The sequence below is a fragment of the Nocardia sp. JMUB6875 genome (genome assembly GCF_041154655.1).
Taxonomy (GTDB): domain Bacteria; phylum Actinomycetota; class Actinomycetes; order Mycobacteriales; family Mycobacteriaceae; genus Nocardia.
This window is the reverse complement of the sequence record NZ_BAAFGR010000292.1, coordinates 1-5,974: the sequence shown is the minus strand read 5'-3', so window position 1 is coordinate 5,974 and position 5,974 is coordinate 1. Positions and strand designations below refer to the sequence as shown.

General features: G+C 67.1%; 7 protein-coding genes and 1 pseudogene. 1 reads left to right on the top strand and 7 read right to left on the bottom strand.

All coding sequences use genetic code 11. The features are described 5' to 3' along the window. Positions 1–196, top strand: a pseudogene (locus tag ACAM49_RS38300) (hypothetical protein); the annotation flags it as partial. A gap of 53 nt (positions 197–249) precedes the next feature. Here ACAM49_RS38300 and ACAM49_RS38295 read toward each other — a convergent pair. The 7 genes from ACAM49_RS38295 to ACAM49_RS38265 form a co-directional block, all read right to left on the bottom strand. Further along, entirely contained in the window at positions 250–810 is a 561-nt protein-coding gene (locus ACAM49_RS38295; RefSeq protein WP_369640416.1) for an AAA family ATPase, read from the bottom strand. Positions 811–857: 47 nt separating this feature from the next. Further along, positions 858–1,934, bottom strand: a complete 1,077-nt coding sequence (locus ACAM49_RS38290; RefSeq protein ID WP_369640415.1) for a hypothetical protein — start codon at positions 1,932–1,934, stop codon at positions 858–860. Positions 1,935–2,015: 81 nt separating this feature from the next. Beyond that, positions 2,016–2,627: a TenA family protein gene (locus tag ACAM49_RS38285; RefSeq protein ID WP_369640414.1), complete on the bottom strand. Its 612-nt coding sequence runs from the start codon at positions 2,625–2,627 to the stop codon at positions 2,016–2,018. Positions 2,628–2,657: 30 nt separating this feature from the next. Beyond that, entirely contained in the window at positions 2,658–3,482 is an 825-nt protein-coding gene (locus ACAM49_RS38280) for a MarR family winged helix-turn-helix transcriptional regulator (protein ID WP_369640413.1), read from the bottom strand. 4 nt (positions 3,483–3,486) lie between these two features. Then, the gene (locus ACAM49_RS38275; protein WP_369640412.1) at positions 3,487–4,542 is read right to left on the bottom strand and encodes a dihydrodipicolinate reductase; all 1,056 of its coding nucleotides are present in this window, start codon (positions 4,540–4,542) and stop codon (positions 3,487–3,489) included. A gap of 32 nt (positions 4,543–4,574) precedes the next feature. Continuing rightward, on the bottom strand, positions 4,575–5,462 hold the full coding sequence (locus tag ACAM49_RS38270) for an LLM class flavin-dependent oxidoreductase (protein ID WP_369640411.1): 888 nt from the start codon (positions 5,460–5,462) through the stop codon (positions 4,575–4,577). Between the two features lie 270 nt (positions 5,463–5,732). After that, a partial coding sequence (locus tag ACAM49_RS38265; RefSeq protein ID WP_369640410.1) for a hypothetical protein occupies positions 5,733–5,974 on the bottom strand: 242 nt, incomplete at its 5' end.

Sequence of the window (5,974 nt, the reverse complement as noted above, 5' to 3'; positions counted from 1 at the left end):
CACCGTGACCGTCACCAACGTCACCGACCTGGGCAACGGCACGATCACCGCCGACGCCGACGTCTCCGTCAGCGGCGGCGCTCCGCAGAAGGCCGTGGTCCCCTTCGTCGCCGAGGACGGCAAGTGGAAGGTCCAGAAGGACTGGATCTGCAACATGCTCTCCCTGGGCAACCAGACCTCCCCCGCCTGCTCCTGATTCGAATCAGTGCCCGCCCGGGCCGGATTCTCGGCCCGGGCATGCGCGACCTGTCAGCGAACGATCGACTTCGCCTGCGCGAGAATCTCATCCACGGTCTGCTCCACCGTCAGATCCGAGCTGTCGAGCCAAAGGCCCAGTCGCGGTGTGGTTTCCCGCAACCCGGTATCCAGATCCGCCACAGTGAATGTGCCGTAGGCATTCTTGGCGCGCCCCGCCTCCCGCCGCTCCACCGCCTCCGGCTTCGGCGCCAGCACCACCACATACAACGGATCGGTCCGAATCTGCTCGATCATGTACGGCAACATCTCCCCGAGCACGACATCCTGCACCACAGCCGTAAACCCTTCCCTCACATACCCATCCGCCACCTGCACCGCCAGCCGATGCCGCAACTTCAACTGCGCCACCGCCTCCGCGCTGGGCTCCGGCGACATCTCCTCCCGCCCACCCACCACAAACCGCCGAAACACATCCCCCCGCACATGCGCCGACTTCGGCAACCGCTCCGCCAGCGCCTGAGCCACACTCGACTTCCCCGCCGCCTGAATCCCGGTGATCAGATAAACCCCCGGAGCACGCGAAAAATCGGCAATCCCTTCGAATCCGGTCATATCCGAACGATAGCGATCATCTCGATACGGCGGTTGTGGGGTGCGAGTCAGCAATGTTCGTATTGACGGACATAGGGCTGAGCCTCCAGTAGGACGTTGTGCCCGGGGGTCTGGCAGCCGCCTACCACGACCTCGAAAAAGGGGCCTTCGTGGTAGTAGGAGGGGCCGTTGGGGGTGTGAATTGTGTAGTCGACGACGGCGCCGGTGGCTGCCAAGTGCGGGAGGTGCAGGTCGGCGAGTTGTGTGGTTTCGGCGGGAGTGAAACCCAAGGGTGGAAATACGGTGACGCCGAGGGTATGGCCTTCCAAGGGCGGGTCGTAGACCGTCATCCGGACGAAGAATGGGATGGGTTGATCGGTCAGGAACCACTGCCACAGGTCGAGTTCGTCATTGGACGGGAAGCGAGGGGTGGGCGTTTGGTGGAGAGTGTTGCGATCGAGGGGCCATGGATACGAACCGGGGCGCCGTTCCGAGTGGTTCGTGTACTCGTGCTCCCGCCCATGAACGGTCGATACGACCCATTGGTTGGATGCCAGTTCGGGGAAATCCCGGATTATTCGGCGCATCGCCGCGACGGCGAGGTGGGGTTCGCGCTCGGAGCCCGCCCGGACATCGACGGTGTTGACGATGCGGTCCGCGAAGCCGCCGCTCGAGTCCCAATGCACTTCGGTGCCGGCGGCCCATAGTCGCGCCCAGTTGATTGCGGCGTTCGCTTCCGGGCTCACGTCACGGCCGAACATCCAGTATGCGGAATAGGAGTCCGCCATCCGGTTGATGGTGACCGTTATCGGGTCGCCATGGAAGCGGCGCGGAAGCTGTTGAGCGCCCATGACATTCACCACGGATGCGGCCTCGGCCCCGGTGGCGTCGTCTCGCAGCCGCACGTCGAGTTCGGCGGTGAAGTGTCTGCCCTTGTAGTGATCGAAGCGGTGTGACGCGTCGGTCACCCCCGGAAGCGCCCGGATGGCCGTCTCGATCCTGCGTGACCAGCTGTCATGCTCGGCCTGGTCGCGTCCTTGATCGAAGAAATAGCCACATCCGGTCAGGAGGACGGCCGCCAGCGGCAGCATGAGGGTGGGCACGGCAGAGCGCATGACGTTGATCTTGCCCGCAATCGGCGTCACGGCGCTGCCGTCGGCGCGCCCCCAGTTCTATGGCCGCCTCGGAAAGATCAATGGGCAGAACGCTTCACAGCCGCCCGGGCTTCACGCGCGGCTGGACGGCACGTCCCAGAAGGCAAGTTCGTGGCGCATGCCGGTCAGGAACAATTGCTCCGCATTGTTGCCGCCGGCCTCGTCGAGCATCTGGGCGCAGCGGGCGGTGAGGGCCGCGAAGGCGGGGTCGGCGTAGGTGTCGATCCAGCGTTGGTAGCGGGGGTCGGCGGGTGGGTTCTGGGCGAGGATGGTGCCGAGGGTCGAGTAGCCCCACATGCAGGGGTAGAGGGCGGCTAGGCCGTCGGCGTAGTTGGCGGCCGAATTCAGAAGGAACGCGGTGTATTCGGTGCAGGGTTTGCCCTTGACGGCGTTGTCGAGGTCGGCTCCGAACTCGGCGGCGAGGGTGCGGTGCAGGGAGAGTTCGTCGTGAAAGGTGGCGTGGGCGAGGTCGACCAGGTCGCCAAGATGGGCGGCGGGAGCCTGCCAGGCCAGGCGGGAGAAGACGCGGACGTAGTCGAGCAGGAACAGGTAGTCCTGTTCCAGCCAGGAGCGGAATACCGGCTCGGGGAGGTCACCTTTCGCGATGCCCGCCACGGTCGGGTGTGCCAGTTGTTCCTCGACCAGCGGGCGGCCGAGCTGCTCCAGGTGTGCGGCAAGACTCATACGAGAAGTCTGTACTACCGCCTCCGCTGCTCAGCCTCCGGCAGTCTCGGATGCCGCGGCGATCGGTTCGAGTTTCGCGATCAGTTCGTCGAGTTCGGTTGCGCTGAGCGCTTCGTAGGCCGGCGCGGCCAGCTCGTCGGTGAGTGTCTCGATGCGCTGCCTGAGTTCCCGGCCCGCCTCGGTGAAATCGCCTGCGGCGTCCACGAGTCCGCGGTCGCGCAATCGGTCGACGACGGCGGCCAGCTGTGCCGCGGGCAGGTGGCGGGTGCGGCCGAATTCTTCGGGCCGCATGCGGAGGGCCAGCGCCATGAGGACGTGGCATTCGGTACCGCCGATGCCGTGGGCGGTCAGGAGCGCGTTGTGGCCGTCGCCGCGGTACTCGCGCAACAGCGTCGCCGCGTGCCAGAGCCGGGACACCGGGTCCTCCGGGATCGCGAGTGCCCGTAGTCCGGCGTACAGCGGGCGGCCTTCGGTCGGCGCGCTGACCGCCGCCCGGGTCGCGAGGTCCGCGGCCCACACCAGGTCGGGAGTGTCGGCGAGGGTTCCGATCCGCCCGCGCAGGGCGGCGGTGCTGCCACGCTCGCGCACGGCGATCGCCTCCTCCGGGCTCAGCTTGCTCCAGACCCATGGAATGTGGCGCGCCACTTCACCATCGGCGAAGTTGTAGAAGACCGCGTGGATCACCACCGCCGGCGCCGTCCCCAGCGGTGCGGCGCGGCCCGCGAAGTATCCGTCCCAGTAATTGCGCATACCGACCGCCAGGAACGCCTCGGTCGCCACCGTGGAGAAGCTGGCGGTGGCGATCGGCTCGATCAGCTCGAAGATGCGATGGATCTTGGCCTGTGGGTGCGGCATGCAATCAGCGTGCCAGGTCCGGGTGGGCTCGGCCGGTGACTACGGGCATTTCGACGAAGGTGAGGATGCCGGGGTCGGCGGCGCAGACGTAGGGGATGGAGTTCACGCAGTGGGCGGCGGTGACGACGATGCCGGGGTTGCGTTCGAGACCGGCGGCCACGGTGGTCGGATGCCAGCCGTGGATCGTGACGAAGCAGTCCGGGTCGCCCTTCACCTCCACCTCGAAGCGGACGCCGCCGTCGCCGTACGTCCAGGGCGGGTCGAGGTTTTCCTCGCCCATCAGCCAGTTGACCGCGACCCTGACGACCTTGGTGTCGCCGATGAACGCCTCCCAGGCGAAGCGCTGGGCGGCGACCTGGCCGGGCTGGATCTTGCCGATGGGCGAGTCGATCGGCGCGGTCGCGACCGCCACCTCCCGGCTGCTGCGGATCTCGGCGTCGGCGAATCCCAGGGTGTCCAGGCACATTCGCACCGACTGGTCGAACCCGTTGTCCAGCAGCGCCAGCATCGGACCGCTCATCGCCTGTTCGGGCGACTGGCCGAACCCCATGATGTGGCGCACGACGTCGGGGGCGTTGTAGGTGCGGATGTCGGAGTACTCCTCACCGCGGACGAATGTGATCGCGCTGGACAGGCCGGTGAAGAACAGCGGCTGCTGCTCGGTGGCGCCGCCCGGGTCGATTCCGGTGCCGTGCAACGTCACTCCGCCCTCGAGGGCGGGCGCCGCCATCCGCTGCTTCTCCTCCGCCGTCGGCCAGAACCAGCCCAGCGGCGTCACGACGTTCTTGCCCGAACGCAGAATCGCTGCCACCTCTTGCGGATTCGGCATCAGCGGCGCGTACAGGACGCAATCGGCGTCGAGCGCGAGGATCTCGTCGAGGCTGTCGGTGGCGAGGACACCGATCGGGCCGATCCCGGCGAGCTCACCGGCGTCCCGGCCGACCTTGGCCTGCGAATGCACCCAGCACCCGACGAGTTCGAGCTCCGGGTGCAGCTGGATCTGGCCGATCGCGGCCTGGCCGAGTCCACCGGTGGCCCACTGGATCACGCGCAGAGTCACCCAGGAATAGAACCCGTTTCACTCCGGTGGCGTCAAGAGCGCGCGGCCACCACCTCGGCCGCCACCTCGAGGAAGTTCGCGTCGGTAACGGCCGGGACCAGGATGAACTCGTCGCACCCGGCCCGCTCCGCGCCGTCAAGAATGTCGGCGAGCACCTCGGGACTCGACGCGCGCGCCGAGGAGGCAATCCGCTCGGCCAGCTTGGATCCCAGGAACCCGAGATAGCGAGCGGTGAAGGAGCGCAGCACTTCTGACGCATCGACGACGCCCAGGGCGGTGAAGCAGCCGCTGACTTTGCGCGGTGTCGTCGCACGTCCCGCCTCGGCCCAGCACCGATCGGCGAGCTCACCCACCTTGGCGATCTCCTCGGCATCGCCCGCGATGTTGAACCCGGAGATGCCGTCGGCCCACCGCGCCGCCCGGCGCATCGCCTTGGGCCCCATCGCCCCCGCGAGGATGATCGGCCCGCCCGGTTGCACACACTCCGGCCCGACCGGATCCGCCCCGTCGAACGGCGGCTTACCGGCGAGCAGTGACTTCAGCTCGGCCACTTTGTCATCGAGCTGCTGGTGCCGTCCCTTGAAATCAGCGCCGAGAGCCCGGTAGTCGTGCTCACGACCCCCGACCCCGACCGCCACCTCGAGGCGGCCGTTCGAGAGCTGGTCGAGAGTGCCGATCTGCTGCGCGACCATCGCCGTCGAATGCTGCGGCAGCACAAACAGATTCGCCAAAACCTGCACCCGCTCCGTCACCGCCGCACACGCCCCCAGCGTCGCGACCATCTCCGGATTCGAGAACGTCACCCGCTCCCCCACCGACACACTCGAAAACGGCCCCGCGTCGATCCGCCGAGCCCATTCGACCGTCGTACCCGGCCCATACCCGGAAGCCATCTGCGGAAGCGCGACACCGATCTTCATGTGCCGACTTTCTCAGACTCTGTCAAGGGCAGAGGCCGACCGGCGCCATGCACGGCGTCGGCTGCCGGGAGCCGGTCACAAACCCGAGCCACATCACCAGATCGCTGAGCGCCTTGCCCGCCGTCGCAGCGGATCCCGATGCCGACGATCCGGAGTCGACAAAACCGGTATCGGCGGTAGCGGGAGTGGCACCGGCGGTGAGAGCCGCGGCCGCGACCGCTCCGATCATTGCCAGTCGGGCAGTACGACGCATAGAAACCTCCACTGAACTCACGGCGCGATCCAAAGCCCGCGCACGCTTCCGTCTTGCTGGCCTCGAAAAGTAATCAACCGCCTACTTTCCGCGTAGACCCCAAACCCGGTGGCAACAACGGCACGGGCACTTCGACACGAGATCTCCACAGGTGTGTCGCGAATGCCGCACACCCGGCCGATACCGTCGAGGCCGCACCGGGATTCGGTGCCGGGACGGAGAAGGTTGTGGATGCGGGTGGTGCCGAAGATCCCAGGGG